This is a genomic window from Pelagibacterium xiamenense, assembly GCF_021166475.1.
Taxonomy (GTDB): domain Bacteria; phylum Pseudomonadota; class Alphaproteobacteria; order Rhizobiales; family Devosiaceae; genus Pelagibacterium; species Pelagibacterium xiamenense.
In genome coordinates this window covers 345,808-366,417 of sequence record NZ_JAJOYS010000001.1, presented here as the reverse complement: position 1 = coordinate 366,417, position 20,610 = coordinate 345,808, and the positions used below count along the sequence as shown (strand labels likewise).

The following is a 20,610-nucleotide window of genomic DNA, read 5'->3' as shown; positions in this document are numbered from 1 at the left end:
CGAGGCGGACGCACGACAGTTCTTACTCACGAAACTCACGGGGGCGCCAGCCGCGGCGAAACCAGTGCGTGCTGCCCGCATTTCATCGGCCGGGCACACGTAATTTGGCCCGTGCAATCGCCACTTTGCCCGTCAGTCAGGCCGATGCAGTCTTTTCGGCAAGTGCCGGATACAGATTGAGGGCAGTGCCGCCCATGATCAAATCGCGGTCCGCCTGCGAGACACCAGCAAGGCAATCGCGTGCGAGATCCACCATTTGCTCGAGCGTGCCCTGCGAAGCAGGATAGTTGGACCCCCACGCCATCCGATCGGCACCGAACACCGAGACCAGTTTGGGAAACAACGTCATGGGATCGGACTTGCCGTCGCGGGATTCGCGAAGATTATTGGTTGTGACCTTGAGATAGACGTTGGGAAAGCGTGCCAGGCTCAGGATCGGTGCTGCGTTGTCATAAGGCGGCCCGTCGGAAAAATCGCTACGTCCCAGATGATCGATCACGAAAGAAACCTTGGGAAAGGCGCTCACCACGGTCTCGATCTGCTCAAGCATTTTGACCGTCGCATTGGTTGCAACGGGAATACCGAGCTCTCCCGCCAGTTCGTAGCACGGAAATACCCGCGGGTCGTCGATGGATAGCCATGCCTGCTTGAGCGTGCTCCCACGGGCAAATATCCGCATTCCGGTCAAGCCGCGCTCATACCAGTGGCGCATCGCTTCTGGCGCTTCCGGCTCAAGAACATTGACCGAGAAGACCCCGGTCAGCCGATCGGGATGTTGCGCGATCGCGTCGGCCACATAGTCGCAGTTGAAACCATAGGTGGTGGAGGAATGGACCACCGCGGCCTTGTCCACGCCTGCTGCGTCCATGCTCTCGATCAGCGTGTCGAGTTCGATGGAGCGCTGGTGAGACCAGTCCGAACGCTTGCCGCCAATAGGGGACATAGGATAGCGCGCCGTATCGCGCGAGACGATATGGGGATGAATATCGACGACAGTCATATTTTGGGGAACTCCTATATGGGCGGCAGTTCACGTCCGGTTCCGTAACCACGCCTTGAACGCGCGCCCGCTCCGGCCGATCAGGTGGCCACCAACAGACACCGTTCCGCCCTGTTCACTCAAATTCCAAATCTGCCACCTGGTATAAGAAAAAACAGAAAGCTGGACATTGCGCCCCCGAGGACAAGGCGGCGTTTTTCACGGATCGGACATAAGAAGATTGGCGGCGCGGATTTAGACGGTCCGATGCGGCCCCTCGCGCAGAAAATCCAGGAATGCCCGCTGGAGGCGCGTGGCCTGCCAATTGACGCGCGTTGTGACGCCAATGGTCGCAGGAGGCGCCTGGATCGGATAGTCGATGGCCGAAAGGTTGTGTCCCAGCTTCTTGTCCACCGACAGTTCCGAGCGGGTCATCACGGCCATTCGTTCGCTCTGGGACAGCAGAATAAAGATCGTTAGCAGCGAGTGGGTTTCGACACTGAAACGGGGAAGCGGTCCGTCGCCAAAGATGGATTCAAACACCCGCCGCCGCTGGGCGCCAACTCCGGGGGCGACCCATTCATATTCGCGCAAGGTCTCGCAAGAGATGTCGTCCATACTGGCCAAGGGGTGGTTGCGGGCTGCCGCCACTGTATAGGAATCGAACATCAAGGGCTCTTCGACCACATCATCGGTCGGTGGGGGCGACTTGAGAAGCCCCACCAGAAAGTCGATGGACCCGCCGCGCAGCTTGGAGAGCAATTCGTCATAGGGCGCATTGATGAGGCGAATGTTGACCTGCGGGTGAAGCTCGGCGAACTTTCCCAGTTCCGATGAGATGTAATTGTTACCCGCAAGAAGCAGCGAACCGACCAGCAGCCGCCCACGCAACAGGCCCTGGTAGGACCGCATCTCTTCCTGCGCCCATTCCAGCTCACGGATGGCGAGTTGGAGCTCATTGGACAGCCGTGCGCCAACCGGATTTGTGCTGATTCCATGGGCGGTGTGGGCGAACAGTTTGCGCCCGAGCTGCTTTTCAAGATTTCGGGCCGAACGCTGCATGGACGCGAGCGAAACAGGCATGTGCCGCGCGGCCTGGGCAAAGGAACCATATTCGTGGACGGCAATCAGCGCCAGAATTTGCGCCCGCGTCAGGCGCCGGCTAGCAAGGGGGGGCCTTGGGTTGTCCGCCCCGCTCTGCTGGACGCGATCGATGGCGGCCTCCATCTTGGAAAAGCACCGCTCGGCCCGGTTTTGCAAAATCCGGCCCATCTCTGTGACGTAGGATCCCGTGCGGGTCCGGTCAAAAAGCGTCACCTCAAGTTCAGCCTCAAGGCTCTGGACCGCCTGGGTCACTGCGGACTGCGAGCGCAACAAGGCTTCAGATCCGCGCGAAATGCTTCCCAACCGGGCGGCCTCGTAGAATGCCCGCAACTGGGTAAGGCTGGGGAAGAAGACTTCGGTATCGTGCAAATCGTTCGCCATAACTGCCAACTGGATAACCCGCAAGCCAAGCGTTAGCAGCCAGCGCGCGCCATGTCAGCACGGTCACACCGACGGGATGATCGCAGCAAGTGGGGGCAACAGGGCGCCGAGTACCGTGGAAGGCCACGGCACCCGGATGACCTGGTCAAAGACCACATAAATGAGCACCGTCGCTGCCGCCGAATTCAAGATGCAGAGCGTCCAGCGCTCGCGCCCCTCGAGGCGCATGAACGCTATGATCATTACGGCGATGGCCGGGATCATCCCGATGAGCGCCATGGCGAGCAGAAATCCAAGAACCCAAACCAAGAAAATCCCTGCGCGCATGACCATGATGCGCGCGGTCAATCCATCGCCGGTGTCGGTACTAAGATCCATGTAGATGTCGTCTCCCTGGCCGCTCGCTTCGGTTTTGGGATGGCTGCGGTTCGAGAAAACGAGGAACAAAAGGCTGACCGCTCCGGCAATGATCGCCGTCCACGCCACAACGGTCGGGCCAATGCGGGCACTGAACGACCACTGCTGCGCCTGGACCAACATGTAGCCAGCCACCACCATGAAGAAGACGTAGAGAAGGTCCTCAGGCCGGAAAACCGGACGCGTGCTCGCCGGCAGTACGACCCTGAACCCCTTGCGGGCCAATTGTCCGAACAGGGGACGGAAGAGAACGAGGAACGAAAAGCCCAGCAGAATGATAACGCCGGGCCGCAAGAGCCAATCGGCATCATAGCGCATGATCGAGATCGACATGTAGCGCTCCATCAACGCGCCGAGCACCAGACCCAGTATGAGTGGCGGCCGGGCCCATTTGAGCTGCTTCATCACCCAGCCCAGGATGCCGAAACCAAGAAGAACGATCATGTCGCCCCAGCTTTTGGAGCCCTGGAACGCGCCGACGTAAACGATGGACAAGATGATGGGCAGCACCAGCGTGTAGCGCAGTGTCGATATCTTGGCCAATTGCCCACTGAGCACAAAGCAGATCCCGGCACCAAAGACATTGGCCAGCGCAATGCTCCACACCATCGAATAGGTCATGTCGAGGTTGCGCGTGAGCATTTCTGGGCCCGGAACGATACCGTGGACCATGAGGGCGCTGAGCAGGATCGCCGTTGCCGCCCCGCCAGGAACGCCGAAGGCGATGGCCGGAACGAGGATGGCGCCGGTGCTTGCATTAGTGGCCGCTTCGGGCGCAATGACGCCGCGCACATCCCCTTTGGAGAATGTTTCGCGAGCGCCCTTCTCGGTCTGTATGGCGTGACCATAGGCGAACCAATCAAGCACCGAGCCGCTGATCCCGGGGATCGCCCCAAGAACCGCGCCCAGGCCACTGCATCGCAAGATGAGGAACCAGTTGGCGACGCAGTCCTTGAGCCCCTTGATCATCCCCTGAGTGGCGCTGAACTTGCGCTCCTCGGCCAGAGCGCGGCGCCTGATGGCCAGATCGCAAAGTTCGGGCAGTGCAAAAAGACCAAGCAACACCGGCAGCATGGGCACGCCATCCCACAGATAGAGCGCCCCTGCCGTCCAGCGTTGCTCACCGGTCATTAGATTGGTGCCGATCATGCCGACAAGAATGCCCATACAGGCGGCCACAATGCCGCGAAGGGGGGCACTGCCGGAGAGCGCCGACACCATGGCGATGCCGAAAATGGTGATGGCGAGCAGTTCGGGCGTTGCGATGGACAAAACCAGCGGCCGCAGAATCGGAATCGCCAGTCCCAGAACCGCCGCCCCGACCAGCCCACCAACGAGCGAGGCCCCGTAGGCAGCGCTCAGCGCTCGGCCCGCCTCGCCCTTTTTTGCCATCGCATGGCCATCAAGAACCGTGGCCTGGGACGCTGTGGTCCCGGGAACACCGAACAAGACCGAAGGTATGGGGTCAGAGATCGAACTGGCGGCCATCATGCCCAGCAGCATCGCAATGCCGGAAAACGGCTCCATGGTGTAGGTAAAGGGAACCAGAAGGGCAAAGCCGGTCAAGCCGCCGATACCCGGCAGCAGACCAATGGCCAGTCCCACCAGGACACCGAGCCAGAGGAACATGATGCGCTCGGGCTGCAAGACCGTCAGCAGCGCCTGACCGGCGGCGTCCATCATGGCTCCATCGAACAGGGCTTCCATTTGACGATTTCTCCCTTGACCCGGGCCTGTCTGGACCTTCGGACCTGCACAGTCCAGCCTGAGGATGTGCGAACGTGAAAAAGAGGGGTGCCGGCCGGGGTGCGGCCAGCCTTGTGACAAAAAGCACGAGCGGGGAACGAACTGGTGCCCTTCCCCGCTTGCGGTCGCCTCCTCAGTCGGTGGCGGTGACCAGGGTGCGTACGTCTTCGAGGGTCGCTTCGGGTGTTGCGTACAACTGATCCACCACTGCGGCTATCTCTTCGCCCGAGATCGGCTCGAGGGGTGAACCGGCCTCCTCCATCAACGTCTTGAACGCGGGATCCTCCATGGTCGCCGTGAAGGCCTCCCGCAAGGCAGCGACACGGTCTTGGGGAACTTCCGCGGGAACGGCAAGTGGACGACCCGCCTCAAACGGCAGGATCAGGAAATCGATCAGCGCCTCGACCTCGGGGTCCTCGACATAGTCGGAGAAGTTGGGCAGATCGGGAAACGCCGGATCGTTCTCCCAGCCCAGTTGCATAAGGACAGTCAATTCACCTTCCGCAACCTGTCGCGCCTGATCTCCGGTGATCAGGCCCGTGACCGTGGGCAGCCAGCCATCAACCTCGCCGCGCTCCATGGCGAGATAGACCTCTTCGCGACCCGAATAGCCGTGGATGATCTCGAACTGCGTGCCCAGATAATCATTCATCAAGGCCGCAAGCGTCCGATTTTCGTTGGCAAACCCGGTTGCCCCGATCACCATGGGCGTGGTGAACATGTCGTCGGCCGATTGTACCGGTGACTGCCCGGAGGCAACGATGGCGTACTTTTCCTTGTTCAGGCTCCCAATCCATTGCACTTCGCGCGGATCGAAAGTGTCGTTGGTGCCATCAACAAGCGAACGGTAGAGATTGTTGCGCTGCAGAAAACCGATGACCGAGCCGTCGGTGGGCTGATTGCTTTGAAGCTGACCTGCGGCCACCATGCCACCCGCTCCAGCCACGTTCATGACAACGATGTCGGGCTCACCAGGTATGTGCTGGGCAAAGTAAGTCGCGAACTGGCGCGCCAGAACATCTGACAGGGTTCCTGCCGGCGCACTGACCATTATTGTGACGGGCGTGCTGGAATAGAATTCTTCGACCGTCTGGGCCGATGCAGCTTGGGCCACGCCCATCGTCATCGCCAGAACCGCGCCAGATACCTTGAACGTTTTCAGTATCGACATTGCTACCTCCTCTTGCAAATTGTCCTCCTTGACGGCTGCCGACAGGCGGCATGACCTCCTCACCGGCTCGTCGCCTTTCGCGCCTTCCGGCTTGATAACGCACGGCAGGCCAGTGTCTCCAATCAGGAGCGCCCAAAGCGCTGCACGCATAAATGGCTCCTCTGATTTCGTATTTGCGGATGCTAGACCGTTGCGGCAGTCAGAAAAACGATGTCATCACCAAACTTATGTCCCATGCTCTTGAATCGATGCACTTTCGCGTACCGGATGCCCGCAAAACGACGCGTTTGCTTATGTTCTGCCCACATGAGCTGCCGGGACATGTCTTGCTGCCCGGACTGGCGCACCTGGCGGGACGGCAATGGATCACCTGTGTCACGACAGAGGCGCTTGGATGTGAAATTTTGAACCAGCGGCATTTAATTGGGGCTCCGAGCCATAGGATTTGCGTCCAGAACCCGGGCGGGTGAATTGCCTTTCGTGATGGCTTGCCGCAAATCTGGAGAATCGAAGGCTGATATAGACCAACCAGGATCAGATATCTGCCGGGCCGGATGCCGGCCGATCGCACCCGGCCCTGGTTCCCCGCCATCCGACAGAGCCCCAAAGTGAGCACCACGCCCCTCGATGTTTCTACTCCCGGCCGCTTCGCGGCCTTCTCGATACCTGCCTATCGCAGCTATTGGTTTGCCCTGGTCCTGACGAGTTTTGCTGTCCAGGTACAAACGGTAGCGGTGGGATGGTATCTCTACGACCTCACGCGCTCTCCGCTTGACCTGGGCCTTGTCGGCCTCTCCCAGTTCCTGCCGGCACTGTTGCTGGTCCTGATTACCGGATCGGTAGCGGACCGGTTTTCACGCCGGACGATCATGAGCGTGACGCTCGCGCTAATGGGCGTGTGTGCGCTGGCTTTGTTCGCAGTCACCGGCGCGGGGATTGCAACAAACTGGATGATCTTTCTCATAATCGCATTGTTCGGCACGACGAGGGCCTTTTATAATCCGGCACGCCAGTCCCTCGTACCCAATATCGTGCCCACCAGCCTCCTGCCCCCGGCCGTGGCCGCCAACGCTACGGCCAATCAGTTCGCGACCATTTGCGGACCCGTTGCAGGTGGTTTGCTCTACGCCATTGACGTTCGATTGGCATTTGGTACGGCCGCTGCCTTGTTGGCTGCCGCGTCACTCTTTGTCGTCCTGGGCGTTCCAAAGCTGGCGCCACGTGCAGACAAACCCATGGCGGGCTGGCAGTCGGTAAGTGCGGGCTTTCGCTACGTGTGGACCAACAGGCCGGTTTTGGGCGCCATATCACTCGATCTTTTCGCGGTGCTGTTTGGCGGCGCCATGGCTCTATTGCCGGTCTATGCGCGCGATGTGCTCGATATCGGGCCAGCAGGGCTGGGCCTTTTGCGCTCCGGTCCGGCCGTCGGAGCCATCGCCGTGGGCCTCGCCCTTATCCTGTTCCCGATCCGCAATCACGCGGGCAAGATCATGTTCGCGGCCGTCGCCGGATTCGGCGTGGCAACGCTGGTTTTTGCACTGTCCACCACGTTGTGGATCTCGCTGGCCGCACTGATCCTGATCGGCGCTTTCGACATGATCAGCGTAAACATCCGCAATGTGCTGGTCCAGATCTGGACACCCGATGGCCTGCGTGGCCGCGTCAACGCGGTCAATCAGATCTTTGTGGGTGCTTCCAACGAGCTGGGCGCTTTTCGGGCCGGTGTCATGGCCACGTGGATCGGCCCTGTCGCTGCATTATCACTTGGTGGCGCACTCATCATCCCGATCGCCGCTGCCTGGGCCGTCATCTTCCCGCAGTTGCGCGAGGTGCGGCGTCTGGACGGAAGCGATGAGGCAAGTTCCAAAGCGTCAAACCAATAGCCGCAACGAGCGAATGGCTTAAAATGCGACCATCAAAACGATGGCCCCGGCGAGCCACCGCAAGGCCGGCTTCCGAATCCATCGTGGCAGCGGGGAAAAGTCGGATCGACGCGTCGAAACCGGCATCAAAACAGACGTAGCATCGCATCGAGTTGTAAAACAGCCCCCGACGCTTACGCGCAGCTTGCGCCCCACTTAAGAGAGTGACCAAGCTGAAGATCTAAGACACTGTTCTACCTAGCGAAATGGCGCACCCGGCACGATTCGAACGTGCGACCTCTGCCTTCGGAGGGCAGCGCTCTATCCAGCTGAGCTACGGGTGCCCGGCGCGTGCGCGGCGCAAAGAAGAGCCGGAGGCGCGAACGGGGTGGAACCTAATCGAAGCGGGGCGCGGGCGCAACAGGGGAATTGAGGGCCGGTGCCGCTCAAAGTACGGGTGCGGGCTTTGGGGGGCCAGTCCTCCCCGGATACGGCGATCTCGCAGCGGTCGCGGATGTGGGACGCGCAAAAACGACGCCCCCGCGTTTGTGGAAAGCCTGCGCCCGGGATCGACGGGCGCCAGGGCCTGCTCGACCACCGCTCCGGCAGCCGGCCTCGCCCACGCCGGGACACAGGGGAACGCAACAGCGGCGATATTGACGCGATCAAGTTGTCCTGTTTTCCAAGCGACGTTTACATCTTTTTCCAACGCCCTCTCGAAGTAAGATGTCATTAAAGCTCAAGGCGTATTCTTTTTCTTGTAAAAAAATAAGAGCGACAACTTGCAGATCGCTACCGATGACATTGGGCGGGGGACAGCACTGGCGCGCGCAATCGGGCCGGCGTGCGACTTCACGGTGACCGCCATTGATCAGCTCGCCGCACCGGGCGCCGCGACGCGGCTGCTCGTTTGCGATATCGATCTTACCAATAGCGAAACAGTCCACCAGGCGCGCCCCATACTGGCGGCCTACCGCGCGGCGCGGGTGACGTTGATTTTCGTCGTCTCCCCCGGATCCCATCACGAGGAAACCCAGGCGCATTCGCTCGGCGCGCATCTGGTGGTTCCACGCAACCGGGCCGCGGCGGTCCTCCCCGACGCGGCCACGCGGATCCTCGCCCAGACGGTGACCGAGGCCGTCGATGCCGCGTTCGAAGCGGTCGGCGGCGCGCTTGCGGCCGCCGGCGCGGGCCGCAAGCTCGCCACGTCGCGGATCGAGGAAAGCTCCGGCACGATCCTTTCTGCAATCGAAGCGGCAGGGATTGGCAACTGGCTCAACCACAGCTGGTCGATCGACGAGGTCACGGCCCAGCATTGCCTCCTCGTGGCGGGGTTCTGCGCCGGTTTCGCCGTGCATCTGGGCTTTGCCCAGTCAGACCGGCTCGACCTCACGCTTGCGGCGATGCTGCACGATGTCGGCAAGGCCCGCGTGCCACCCGCGATCCTGCACAAGCCCGGCAGGCTCACCACCAGGGAGATGGCCATCGTCCGCCAGCACCCCATCTTCGGCTGGGACATCCTCAAGGCCCAGAACTATGGCAGCCCGCGCCTTCTCGACGCGGTCCTGCATCACCATGAATTTCTCGATGGCAGCGGGTATCCCGACGGACTCAAGGGCAGCAAGATCTCCGATTTCGTGCGCATCATCACGCTGTGCGACATCTTCGGCGCGCTGCTCGAGCGGCGGTCCTACAAGCCGCCGATGGCACCGGAGCTGGCACTCGACGTCATGAGGGAAATGGGCCCCAAGCTCGATGCGGACCTCCTGCGGGCCTTCACCGGTTTCGTGTTCTCGCGCGTGATGTCGGAGGACGAGGCGGGCCGACTGGCGTCGCGCGCCGGGTGAGCCTCTTGGCGGCTAGATCTGGGGATGCGGGAACAGGCGCTCCCTGAGGTCCTCGAGCGGGCGCGGCGCGTCGAAGCAGATCGCCAGCCCGCCTTCGAAATACCGCACGACCGTTCCCGAAATCCCGCCCAGCGTCAGCCGCGCGCCAAGATCCGGCTGGGCATCGGTCATCACCGCCAGCCCTGAACAGGACAGATCGTACAGTGTCGCTTCGGCGTGAAAACCGTCATCGCCTCTGAGCGTCACCGGGTAGGGCGGCATGAGATGGCGCGGATGCGCGCGCCGGTTATCCGTATCGCGGGCGAGGAAACGCTTGAGCCAGCCCAGGCGCGGCATCAGCTTGGCGACGGCGCGGGTATCGAGCGCAATCGCCACCACGAAGCCGTTGGGCATTGTCTTGCTCACTTGACCCGAACAGATGCCAAGACCGGGAATGTTGAGGAAGACCTTGGCGTTCTGCGGCGGCGCACCTTCCGCCTCGATAACGATACGGTCGAGCGCGATCGACCGGGTACGGCACCGGTGGACTTCGGAGCCGGCGCCGGCGACGGTATAGGATGCCGAGAGGGTGGCGAAGACGCGTAACCGTTCGTCGGGCGCCCCCGGTGGATTTGCCTGCATGGTCTGCGCCCCCTGGTGGTTCTCATTTGCCACCTGGGCAATTCTTGGCTGAATATGCTTAGATTTTATTAAAATTAAATGCACTTGATGGCGATAGCAAGCACTCGCGCATTCCCGTGCCCTTCATTACTTTCTGGAGACTTTCAACCGCGCCGGGCGCCCAAGTCGTTCCGCTCCTGCGGGAGCAGTTGCTCCCTGAGTTCGTCGAGCTGGCGCGGCGGATCGATAAAGAGCGCCAGGCCGCCCTCAAACAGGCGCGCGACGGTGCCTGTTATCCCGCCCAAGGTGAACCGCTCCCCGATTGCCGGCCTGGCGTCGGTGAGAACCGCGAGGCCCGAGGACGACAGGTCGTAGAGCGTTGCGGGGATTTCCGTGCCGTCGTCGGCGCACAGTTGCACAGGATATGGCGGCAGCCGGTGGCGGGCATGGGTGCGGCGGTTGTCGATCTGGCGAGCAAGGTAGCGCTTGAGCCAGCCGAGCCGCGGGGTCAACTTGGCGACCGCGGCGGCATCGAAGGTGATGTTGACGACGAAACCGGTTGCGATCCTCTTTTGGACCTGGCCGGCGTAAATACCCAGGCCCGGAACGTTGAGATGGATCTTTGTGTCCTCGGGCGGCGCCGTGTCCGCCTCGATGACGATGCGATCGAGCGCGATCGAGCGGGTGCGGCACCTGTGCACCGCGACAGGCTCGCCTTCCGCCCGGCTCCCCGCGACCGTATAGGACGCCGGTAGCGTTACGAAGACCCTCAGCATGGGGTCGTGCGAATTGGACGACTTGGACTCCATAGGACTTCCTCGCGGCGGTTTGTGCCGGCGCGTCCTCGACGGCGATCGTTACGATCGATCCCTCATCCCCTCGCGAATATCATCACCGCAGACGATTTACGAACTGTTAACGCGCCTGCGCGCTCCAGCGCACGGCCGCGCCGGTTCGACAGCAGCCCGAGCCTGCGGGTGGGCGTTAGCCCGCCGCGGGGTAGCTCAGCCCGGCGACGACCCCGCGCAGCTCGGCCAGCCCGCGCAGGCGCCCGATTGCCGGGTAGCCCGGAGTGGATTGCTTTGAAAGGTCGTCGAGGATCGCCTGGCCGTGGTCGGGACGGAAGGGTATCGACGCGTCCGACCGGCCCGCCGCGCGCCGCCGGGCTTCCTCGGCAAGGACGGCCCTGACCAGCCCGACCATGTCGGTATCCCCGCCCAGATGCTCGGCCTCGTAGAACGACCCGGTGAGCGCACCGGTTTCGCGTTTGACGTTGCGCAGGTGCAGGAAATGCACGCGGGGGCCGAATTCCTCCATCATAGCCACCAGATCGTTGTCCGCCCGCGCGCCGAGTGAACCCGAACACAGCGTAATGCCGTTGGCTTGCGTGTCCACGGCGGCGAGCAGCGCGCGGCAATCGGCGGCAGTCGAAACGACGCGCGGCAGGCCCAGAAGCACAAAGGGCGGGTCGTCGGGATGGCAGCACATCCGCACCCCGGCGCGCTCGGCGACGGGGACGACCTCGGCGAGGAAATCGGCAAGGTGAGCGCGCAGCGTGTCGGGGCCGATGCCGTCATAGCTCGCGAGCAGGGCCCGCACATCCGCGAGCGACCGGCGCTCGGCGGCGCCGGGGAGCCCTGCGACGATCCTGCCGGTCAGCGCATCTTGCGCGGCGGCGTCCATGCGGGCAAAGCGCGCGGCGGCCTCTGCGACGACCTCCGGGGCAAAATCCTCCGCGGCGCCGGGGCGGGCCAGGATATGGATGTCGAAGGCGGCGAAATCGGCGATGTCGAACCGCATCGCCGTGCCGCCATGCGGCAGGCGAAAGGCAAGATCGGTGCGCGTCCAGTCGAGCACCGGCATGAAATTGTAGCAAACCACGCCGATCCCGGAAGCGCCCAGATTTTCGAGGCTCTTCTTATAGGCCGCGATGTGTTCGCGCCAGGGCCCCGTTTGGGTCTTGATCGCCTCGGAGACAGGCAGGCTCTCGACGACGTCCCATGTGAGCCCGGTTGTCGTGCCGTCGGGGAGATAGGCGATCTCGGCCTTGCGCCTGAGGATGTCGTTGGCGCTCCAGACCGCGCCGGGCGCCAGGTGATGGAGTGCGGTCACCACGCCCTCCACGCCCGCCTGAAGCATATCGGATAGGCTCACCGGATCGTCCGGCCCGAACCACCGCCACGTTTGCCGCATTGCCTGCCCTCCCCGGTGCCAAGTTTGCGTGCCGGTCCCCAACAGCGCATTTGCCCAACGCGTGAGCGTTTTGCAAGTTACGATTTTCGCAGGGGTGGCGGTTACACCCCTAAAACGGTACCGGCGCGGTGAATGCCATCTCTTCACCGCTCAAGGGATGCCGCACCGCCAGATAGGCGGCATGGAGCTGCAGCCGGTCGGCGGCAGCGAGCGCGGCGCCGGTCGCGTAGAACGGATCGCCCAGGATGGGATGGCCAAGCTCCATCATATGAACGCGCAGCTGGTGCGTGCGGCCGGTGATCGGGGTCAGTTCCACGCGCGTTACGCCGCCTTCGCGGCCGAGCGCCCGCCAGCGGCTTTGCGCTGCGCGGCCGCGCTCGTAATCCACGCGCTGACGGGGCTTGTTTTCCCAGTCGGTCGCCAGTGGCAGGTCGACGAGGCCCTCGTCCTGGGCAACGTCGCCCCAAACACGGGCGAGATAGGACTTTTTGGTCTGCCGCTTTTCGAACTGCATCCCCAGCTTGCCGTGTGCCGCCTTGGTCTTGGCGAACAGCATGATGCCGGAGGTATCCTTGTCCAGCCGGTGCACGGTCCCCGCACCCGGATAGGCATCGAGGATGCGGGACTGCAGGCTGTCGAAAAGCGCCGGATCCTTGCCCGGCACGCTCAAAAGGCCCGAAGGTTTGTCGCAGACGATGATCGCCTCGTCCTCGTAAAGGATCGACAGCCAGGGATCGGTGGGGGGATTGTAAATAAACGTCTTGGGCATCGGGTTGAGCATGGGCGGTTGCCATAGCATTCCCGCGCGGCAAACGAAACGCCGGGCCGTCGGGCGCGATTGGGCGATTTTGATGCGGTTTGGCCGCGATTTCGCCCTTTTGTGCTCCCAGTGTAATCACGATCTGTTGAGGTCACCCGGCACTTTCGTCCCATTGGAGCCCCTGTCGATGCCCGCAAGACGGCTGATCGCCCTTTTTGCCGCGCTTGTCGTCGCCGTATGTGCGACCGGCGCCAAGGCCCAAACCCGCGAGCAGATCGAAGTCCTCGTCCAGTACTACGCGCAATATTACGATGTCCCGCTCGAACTCGTGCGCCGCGTCGTCAACCGCGAGAGCACGTTCAACCCGGCCGCGCGCAACGGCCCTTATTACGGGCTCATGCAGATCCTCCCGGCCACCGCCCGGACGATGGGCTATTCCGGCCCGCCCGAGGGGCTCCTCGATGCGGAAACCAATCTCATTTACGCGGTCAAATATCTGCGCGGCGCGTATCTCGTCGCCCAGGGCGATCAGGACCGCGCCGTCCAGCTTTACGCCGCAGGCTATTATTACCACGCGCGCGACATGGGGCTGCTCGAAGAAACCGGGCTGAGGCCGGGGCCGCTGTCCCCGGTCGCGCCCACGCCCCCAAAGCAGGTCGCCGCCGCGCCGGCGCCGGCCGATGCGCCCGCGCCGCTGCCCGAATTCGATCCGGTGCAGGTGGCAAGCATCGCGCCGCAGGAGGCCGCGCCTGTCCCCGATCCCGAACCGGTTTCGGTGCCCCTCGCCTATGCGCCCCCCGCGCGGCCCGAAACACTCGCCCGCCCGTCGGCGGCCCTTGCAGCGATCGAGAGCCAGGCCGCTCCGCTGCCCGCGCCCGCCGCCCCGTCGGTGCCGGCCGTCGAGAACGCGCTTGTTGCGGCGCTCGAAGCGCGCGGATACGAACCCGTCCCGCTCGCCGTCGACAACGACATCGTCGGGGAAGGGATGGAGCTTTTGCGCGGCACGTTCTCGCTGCTCGATGCGCAGGCCACCGGGCCGCTCGAAGCCGTCCCCGCGCCGCCCACGCGCCCCGACGCGCTTTGATCGGACCAAAGACGCACAAACGGGGATGCCCTGTTAACCAAGCTATGCTAGCATTTTGCCTCAATTTGGCTTTTCGCGGCGAAGGAGGACCGGCGCGGGCGTGGTCTTGATCATGTCGTTCCGGCACAGTTGCGTTTGCCGGGTCCGGGGCGGTATGGCTCGGACCTGAACCGGAATGAATGTATCGAGTTGGGGCCGCGTAACCGCCGTGATCATGCGCTTCTTGACAAGCCTTGCTCTTTCCGGCGCTCTGGCGTTTCCGCTCAGCGCGCCCGCGACAGCGTTCGAGCTCTTCGGCATCCAGTTTTTCGGCGGCGATGAGGAAGACGTCGAGGCGGTGATCGCCGATCCGCGCACCTATGAGATCACCTTCGAAACGAGCGCAGACGGCGCGCTCGACACGGCGTTGCGCAACGCCTCGAACCTCTGGACCGATCGTGACCAGCCCGCGTCGGGCGTGCCGGGACTGCTTGCCAAGGCGCGTGGCGACTATTCACGCCTGCTCGCGGCGCTTTATAACGAGGGGTATTACGGCGGCGCGATTTCGATAACCGTCGCGGGCCGCGAGGCCAGCGCCATCCCGCCGGACGCCGAGCTGCCCGACCCCGTCGCGATCACCGTCACCGTCAACCCCGGCCGGCAGTTCGTCTTCGGCACGCTGCGCGTCGGCAATGCCGCGCCCGCCAATGTCGCGGCGGACGACGCCGTGCCCCCGCTCGCCTCGACGGGCTTCGCCACCGGCCAGGTCGCCCGCGCAGGGGTCATCGCGCAGGCCGAGACGCTGCTCGTGCAGGCGTGGCGGCAGCTGGGCTACCCCAAGGCCGACATCGCCACCCGCGAGGTCGTCGCCGACCATCCCTCGGGCACGCTCGAGGTGACCCTTACCGTCGATCCGGGCGCGCATGCTGTCATCGGGCCGGTCGCCACCTCGGGCACGCAGAACATGGACCCCGATTTCGTCGTCCGCCAGACCGGCCTTGTCCCGGGCGAGGAATACGACCCCGACGACATCGCCCTCGCCCGCGCGCGCCTTGCGCGGCTGGATGTCTTCCGCTCGCTCCGGATCGAGGCGGCCGACGCGGTGCGCGCGGACGGCGTTCTGCCCTATACGATCTTCGTGCAGGAGCAGAAACTCCGCCGCTTCGGCATCGGCGCGACGCTGTCGAGCGTCGACGGACTGGGGCTTGAAGGCTACTGGCTGCACCGCAACCTTTTCGGCCAGGCCGAGCGCCTGCGGCTCGACGCAAAGGTCTCGGGCATCGGCTTCCCCGTCGAGACGGCGGAGTTCGACTATGCCTTCGGCGGCACCTTCACCAAGCCCGGCATCTGGACCCCCGATACCGACCTCGTCGCGGCGATTTCCGCCGAGCGCAGCGTGCTGCCGCTTTACGAGGAGACCTCGGTGGCCGGCCGGGTCGGGCTCGAGCACCTGTTCACCGGCGAGATCACCGCCGAGGGCGGGTTCTCCGCCGAATACGCCTATTTCGAGGACGACACGTACGGCGCACGCGAGTTCACCACCGCCGGACTTTACGGCGCGGCCACCTTCGACAGCCGCGATTCCACCCTCGAGCCGACCGAAGGCTTCTACCTCTCGGCCAGTGTCGACCCTCTCTATGAATTCACCTACGGCAACGCCATCGTCGGCGCGACCCTCGAGGGCCGGACCTATTTCTCGCTCGACGCGGACGACAACTATATCCTCGCCGCACGGGTCAAGGCCGGCGCCATCGTCGGCCCGGACGTTTCGGAAATCCCGCCCTCGATGCTGTTTTTCGCGGGCGGCGGCGGCTCGGTCAGGGGCTATGGATACCGCTCCATCGGGGTCGAGACCGATGACGGGGTCACCGGCGGACGCTATCTGCTCGAAGGCTCGCTCGAAGCCCGTGCGCGGTTCGGCGACAGTTTCGGCGGCGTCGCCTTCCTCGATGGCGGCTTCGTCGCGGACGACGCCTTCCCCACCTTCGACGACCTGCGCCTGGGCGCGGGCGTGGGCATTCGCTACTATACGGCGCTGGGCCCGCTGCGGCTCGACCTCGCGGTCCCGCTCAACAAGACCGAGGACGACCCCGATTACGCGCTCTATGTCGGCATAGGACAGGCATTTTGAGACGGCTCGCGACGATCATATTCGCCGCGTTCGCGCTGGCCATTCCCGCCGTCGTCCTTTACGCGCAGGACGAGGGCGAAAGCCTCATGGACACGCTCGCGCGCGCCGCCGAACTCAACGCGGCCGAACAGCGCAACATGCTCGTGCAGTTTGTCGAGGACACCATCTCGACGCCCGACCGGCAGATCCGCCTCGCGGGGATCGACGGCGTGCTCTCGGCGCAGGCCTCGATCGCGCAGATCACCGTTGCGGACACCGAGGGCATCTATCTCGTCATCGAAAACGCGGCCATCGACTGGGACCAGGGCGCGCTTTTGTTCGGCCGGCTCGACATCCGATCGCTTTCGGCGGATTCGATCAGTTACATCCGCAACCCCGTTCCCCCCGAGCAGACCGGGGGCGGGTTCCAGGCTCCGGCGCCCGAAGCGGGCGGGTTCACGGTGCCCGAATTGCCCGTTGCGGTCGAAATCCAGTCGCTTTCGGCGCCCAGCGTCCGTTTCGGGGAGCAGGTCTTCGGGCTGGGTTCGGAAATCTCTGTGGATGGCGCGATCAGCCTAGTCGGTGGTGCGCTCGATGCGAACCTCGATATCGAACGGCTCGACGGCCCCGGCGGCACGCTCGAGCTGGCGGTGGCCTATGCCAACGAGACCCGCGAGATCGACCTTTCGCTGACCCTCACCGAGCCGGAAAACGGGATCGTCGCCAACCTCCTCAACATCGAGGGGCGCCCCGACATCGCGCTCGGGCTCACCGGCGCGGGCCCCATTGAAGACCTCGACGTGGCGCTCACATTCGATGCGGGCGGCAATCGCGTACTCGAGGGCACCGGCGTCGTCGATCAGACCGAAGTCGGCATCGCCATCTCAGCCGATCTCGGCGGGCCCATCACGGCCGTCCTGCCCGAACCCTACCGGCCGTTCTTTGGCGAGAACACCGCGTTTTCCGCCGATGTGCTGCTGCGTACCGAGGGCGGGGTATCGGTGAGCGGCATTTCGCTCACCGGCGGGCAGCTCGAGCTTGCGGGTAGCGCCTCGACCACCGCCGACGGCTTTTTGAACCGGCTCGACATTTCCGCCGAGATCGCCTCGCGCGTCGGGCGTCCCGTCATCCTGCCGGTGCCCGGTGCCGCGACCCGCGTCGAACGCGTGGCGTTCAACGTCGACTATGGCATCGACCAGTCCGAGGACTGGACCGGAACGCTCGACATCACCGGCTTTTCGACCGAACGGTTCGCTGCGGACACGCTTTTGATCGACGCCTCGGGCGTCGCCGCCAATCTCGAGGACCCGGCAACCCGGCGTGTCACCTTCAACGCCGACGGCGCGCTTTCGGGCATCTCCGCCTCCTCGCCGGAAATCGAGGAGGCCTTCGGCAACGCAATAGGGCTCGGCATCGCCGCGCTCTGGCAGGCGGGCGACCCGATCACGCTCGCGCAGTTCCGCCTCATGGGCGAAGCGCTCACGCTCGATCTTTCCGGCGAGATCGACGACGCGGTCTTCGACGGCACGATCGGCGTCGAAACCACCTCGATCGCACCGTTTTCGGGGCTCGCCGGCCGCGATCTGTCCGGCGCCATGTCGCTTGCCGCGACCGGCACGGTTTCGCCGCTCGTTGGCGGGTTCGACCTCACGCTCGACGGCACCGCGCTGGGGCTTTCCATCGACGATCCGGTTGCCGACAACCTGCTCGCGGGCGAAATCGCGCTTTCGGGCCGGGTCGCGCGCACCGCGCGCGGTCTCGAGGCTGAGAATTTCGCGCTCACCAACGCGCAGGTCGAAATCACCGCCGACGGGACCTATGCCACCGGCGCGGCCGATTTCGCCCTTAACGTTGCGCTTTCCGACCTCGCGCTCATCGACGAGCAGCTTTCCGGTGCGCTGACGGCGACCGGTACGGCCCGGGGCAGCGAAGGCCGCATCGCGCTCGATTTCAACGCCTCGGTTCCCCAGGGCCGGATCGCCGAGCGCACGCTTACCAACGCCAATGCCGGTTTTACCGGGGTGACCCAGGACGGCACGCTCTCCGGCACGGTTTCGGGCACGGCCTTCCTCGACGGCTTCCGCGTCACGCTCGGCGCGGATATCGATTCGACGCCCGAGCGCCTGCGGCTCGCCGACATTGCCTTTTCGGCGCCGGGGGCCGAGCTTTCGGGCAATCTGACGCGCTTTGCCGACGGGCTGATGGACGCGCGGCTGACGCTCGATGCGCCTGAAGTCGAAACCGCCGCCGCGCTGGCGCTCGTCGATGCCTCGGGCACCGTCAATGCCGACATCATTCTGGCACGGTCGGGCGCAACGCAGAACGTCACCGCCGAGGCGCAGCTCTCGGGCCTCACCGCCGAGGCGGTTTCGGTCGGGTCGGCCACCGCCGACATCGAGATCGAGGACCTTTTTGGCGTCCCGGTCATTCGCGGCACCATCGACGGTCGCGATATCGTTGCAGCGGGAACCGATATCGACACGGTCATGCTGCGCGCCGTGAGCGCGGAGGATACAACGCGGTTCGACGGGTCCGCCGCGCTTGGCAACGGCACCGAACTGGCGCTCGCGGGCGCGCTCTCGCCCATCGATGCGGGTTACAGCGTCGCGCTCGACACGCTCTCGCTCACGCAAGGAGCGCTCTCGGCAAGTCTCGCGGCACCGGCAACGCTCACGGTGGCCGACGACACGGTGCAGTTTTCAGGCATCGAGATCAACGCCGGTTCGGGCCGGATCACGGCGACCGGTTCGGCGGGCGAGGCGCTCGATATCGACCTGACGGTCAGCGCGTTGCCGCTTTCGATTGCCAACGCCGTCGCGCCGGGGCTCGGGCTTGCGGGCACGCTCGAGGGGGAGGCGCGCATTTTTGGCGCCGCGGCAAACCCGCAGGCCAGTTTTTCGATCTCGGGCGCGGGACTCAACGCCGCTGCGGTTTCCGAATTTGGCATCGCGCCGTTCTCGGTGACCGCCGAGGGCCGGTATGCGGACCGAACCGTCACGCTGACAAGCGCCAGCGCCACGGGCGCGCAGGGGTTGCAGGCAACCGCGAGCGGCACCATCCCCCTGGCCGGGCGCGGACTTAGCGTCTCGGTCCGGGGTACTGCGCCCCTGAGCCTTGCCAGCCGGTTCGTCGCCGATCGCGGCGCGCAGGTTTCGGGCACCGCGACGGTCGACGCGCAGGTCACCGGACGGCTCGACAATCCGCAATTTTCCGGCACGGTATCGGTGGCGAACGGCGACTATATCGACCCCGGCCTCGCGCTGCGGCTCGTCGATATCACCGGCAGCGCGCAGCTTACGGGCGAACGGATCGCAATTTCCGCGCTCACCGCACGGCTCGCGACGGGCGGCTCGGTTTCGGCCACCGGCACGATCGGGCTCGATGCGCCTGCCTTCACCTCCGACGTCACGATCACGCTCGATGACGCGCGATATGCGGACGGCTATCTGCTGGTCGCAACGCTCAACGGCACGCTGAACCTCTCGGGTCCGATCGGCCGGGGCGGACGGCTTTCGGGCCGCGTCGACATTGACCGCGCCGATATCACCCTGCCCGAGGGGCTTGGCGGATCGGGTGCGGTGATCGATGTGCGGCACGTCTCGCCGCCCCCGGCGGTCCTTGCGACCCTCGCCCGCGCGCAGGTCGGCCGCGATGGGGATGGGGGCGCGGCGCGCTCGTCGCCCCTGGCGCTCGATGTCACGATTTCCGCGCCCAATCAGGTTTTCATCCGCGGGCTCGGGCTCGATGCGGAAGTGGGCGGCCAGTTGCGCATCACCGGCAATGTCGCCGACGTCCAGCCCGTAGGCGGGCTCGAACTGATCCGGGGACGCTTTTCGATCCTGGGGCAAAGGATCGATTTCGAATCCGGCCGGGTCACGCTGATCGGGGATCTCGATCCTTATCTCGACTTCGTCGCCTCGGCCGGCGCCGACGATCTCACCGTCTTCATCACCGTCACCGGCCGCGCCTCCTCGCCCGAAATCGAATTTTCCTCCCAACCCGCGCTGCCGCAGGACGAGGTGCTCGCGCAGCTCATTTTCCGGCGCAGCGTGGGCGAGCTGTCGCCTCTCCAACTGGCCCAGCTCGCAGCGACCGCCGCCGAGCTCGCGGGTGGCGGCGGCGGCAATTCGCTGCTCGACAGCCTGCGCACCGCCGCCGGTCTTGACGATCTCGACATTGTCACCGATGCCGAGGGCAATGCCTCGGTGCGCGCGGGCACCTATCTCGACGACAACATCTATCTGGGGGTCGAAGCGGGCGCGGAAAACCGCGTCTCGATCAATATCGACATCACCCAGGCCCTCACCGCCCGCGGCTCGACGAGCGCGAGCGGGGAATCGGAGGTCGGGGTGTTTTACGAGACGGATTATTAGATAC

General features: G+C 64.4%; 12 protein-coding genes, 1 tRNA gene and 1 pseudogene. 5 read left to right on the top strand and 9 right to left on the bottom strand.

Annotated features, from left to right (window positions below; all coding sequences use genetic code 11):
• Positions 1 to 136 precede the first annotated feature (136 nt).
• The 4 genes from LSG43_RS01810 to LSG43_RS01795 form a co-directional block, all read right to left on the bottom strand.
• On the bottom strand, positions 137 to 1,000 hold the full coding sequence (locus LSG43_RS01810; protein ID WP_231800813.1) for an amidohydrolase family protein: 864 nt from the start codon (positions 998 to 1,000) through the stop codon (positions 137 to 139).
• A gap of 234 nt (positions 1,001 to 1,234) precedes the next feature.
• A complete protein-coding gene (locus LSG43_RS01805; protein ID WP_231800811.1) occupies positions 1,235 to 2,452 on the bottom strand; it encodes a LysR family transcriptional regulator in 1,218 nt (405 codons plus the stop codon).
• 75 nt (positions 2,453 to 2,527) lie between these two features.
• The gene (locus tag LSG43_RS01800; protein WP_231800810.1) at positions 2,528 to 4,588 is read right to left on the bottom strand and encodes a tripartite tricarboxylate transporter permease; all 2,061 of its coding nucleotides are present in this window, start codon (positions 4,586 to 4,588) and stop codon (positions 2,528 to 2,530) included.
• A gap of 172 nt (positions 4,589 to 4,760) precedes the next feature.
• Positions 4,761 to 5,948, bottom strand: coding sequence for a Bug family tripartite tricarboxylate transporter substrate binding protein (locus LSG43_RS01795; protein WP_231800809.1), 1,188 nt, complete (start codon positions 5,946 to 5,948; stop codon positions 4,761 to 4,763).
• A gap of 458 nt (positions 5,949 to 6,406) precedes the next feature.
• Here LSG43_RS01795 and LSG43_RS01790 point away from each other — a divergent pair, with 458 nt between their 5' ends.
• Positions 6,407 to 7,681: an MFS transporter gene (locus LSG43_RS01790; RefSeq protein WP_231800808.1), complete on the top strand. Its 1,275-nt coding sequence runs from the start codon at positions 6,407 to 6,409 to the stop codon at positions 7,679 to 7,681.
• Positions 7,682 to 7,927: 246 nt separating this feature from the next.
• On the opposite strand, the gene LSG43_RS01785 is transcribed toward LSG43_RS01790, so the two are convergent.
• A tRNA-Arg gene (locus LSG43_RS01785) sits at positions 7,928 to 8,004 on the bottom strand.
• A 438-nt stretch (positions 8,005 to 8,442) separates the two neighbouring features.
• On the opposite strand from LSG43_RS01785, the gene LSG43_RS01780 reads away from it, so the two are divergent.
• Entirely contained in the window at positions 8,443 to 9,507 is a 1,065-nt protein-coding gene (locus LSG43_RS01780; protein WP_231800806.1) for an HD-GYP domain-containing protein, read from the top strand.
• Positions 9,508 to 9,519: 12 nt separating this feature from the next.
• Here LSG43_RS01780 and LSG43_RS01775 read toward each other — a convergent pair whose 3' ends face one another.
• The 4 genes from LSG43_RS01775 to LSG43_RS01760 all read right to left on the bottom strand — a co-directional run bounded on the left by LSG43_RS01775 (position 9,520) and on the right by LSG43_RS01760 (position 13,081).
• Entirely contained in the window at positions 9,520 to 10,128 is a 609-nt protein-coding gene (locus LSG43_RS01775; RefSeq protein ID WP_231800804.1) for a PilZ domain-containing protein, read from the bottom strand.
• A gap of 143 nt (positions 10,129 to 10,271) precedes the next feature.
• The gene (locus LSG43_RS01770) at positions 10,272 to 10,916 is read right to left on the bottom strand and encodes a hypothetical protein (protein WP_231800803.1); all 645 of its coding nucleotides are present in this window, start codon (positions 10,914 to 10,916) and stop codon (positions 10,272 to 10,274) included.
• 175 nt (positions 10,917 to 11,091) lie between these two features.
• Positions 11,092 to 12,300 (bottom strand): mannonate dehydratase, encoded by a 1,209-nt coding sequence (gene uxuA / locus LSG43_RS01765; protein WP_231800802.1) that lies wholly within the window; start codon positions 12,298 to 12,300, stop codon positions 11,092 to 11,094.
• Between the two features lie 109 nt (positions 12,301 to 12,409).
• Complete coding sequence (locus tag LSG43_RS01760; protein WP_231800800.1) at positions 12,410 to 13,081, bottom strand: RluA family pseudouridine synthase; 672 nt, start codon at positions 13,079 to 13,081, stop codon at positions 12,410 to 12,412.
• Between the two features lie 274 nt (positions 13,082 to 13,355).
• On the opposite strand from LSG43_RS01760, the pseudogene LSG43_RS01755 reads away from it, so the two are divergent.
• From LSG43_RS01755 to LSG43_RS01745, 3 genes and pseudogenes are all read left to right on the top strand, one after another.
• Positions 13,356 to 13,670: pseudogene (locus LSG43_RS01755) on the top strand (transglycosylase SLT domain-containing protein); the annotation flags it as partial.
• A gap of 649 nt (positions 13,671 to 14,319) precedes the next feature.
• On the top strand, positions 14,320 to 16,254 hold the full coding sequence (locus LSG43_RS01750) for an autotransporter assembly complex protein TamA (protein WP_231800799.1): 1,935 nt from the start codon (positions 14,320 to 14,322) through the stop codon (positions 16,252 to 16,254).
• Complete coding sequence (locus LSG43_RS01745; RefSeq protein ID WP_231800798.1) at positions 16,251 to 20,606, top strand: translocation/assembly module TamB domain-containing protein; 4,356 nt, start codon at positions 16,251 to 16,253, stop codon at positions 20,604 to 20,606. Before LSG43_RS01750 ends, LSG43_RS01745 begins: the two co-directional genes overlap by 4 nt.
• Positions 20,607 to 20,610 lie beyond the last annotated feature (4 nt).